Genomic DNA, 628 nt, shown 5'->3' on the forward strand with positions numbered 1-628 from the left:
GGCAATACCATCGTCATCACTGTCTAATCCCGCATTGCCCGTCTCAATGATATCATAGATACCATCATTGTCACTGTCTAAATCGAAGTGATTCGGAACACCATCATTGTCATTGTCATAAATATCTGGAATACCATCTCCATTACCGTCCGCTAAATCCGGAGTGCCTGGTAATCCATCAGGATCTACATCCTGGTAGTTCGGGATACCATCACCATCATCATCTGCGCTTGGATCGTTACCATCACTCTCCACCACATCAGGAATACCATCATTGTCATCGTCTTCATCTACATTATCTGCTATACCATCATTATCGGCATCTAAAATACTTCGGAAGTCAACCTCCGTCAGATCCGCATCATCCACATTGTCCGTACCAATGGCTCCCGTATCTAAATTGTCATTGACATCTGGGGTAGCTCCGGTAGTATCTACCGTATCAAAACCATCATCCAAACCATCGCCATCGGCATCACTACCTACTGCGGTACCTTGACCAGCTTCAATCACATCATTGATCCCATCATTATCACTGTCTGTATCTAAGTAATCTGGAGTCGTGTCACTATCCGTGTCTTCAGGGGCTAAACTCGTACCTGCTACAAAGCCTGCAGCCGTACATTCA

1 pseudogene is annotated in these 628 nt (G+C 45.2%); it reads right to left on the bottom strand.

Annotated features, from left to right (window positions below):
- Positions 1 to 628 (bottom strand): annotated as a pseudogene (locus ACFSR1_RS19615) (gliding motility-associated C-terminal domain-containing protein); the annotation flags it as partial.

The sequence above is a fragment of the Aquimarina rubra genome, assembly GCF_042684305.1.
In the GTDB taxonomy this organism is placed as follows: domain Bacteria; phylum Bacteroidota; class Bacteroidia; order Flavobacteriales; family Flavobacteriaceae; genus Aquimarina; species Aquimarina rubra.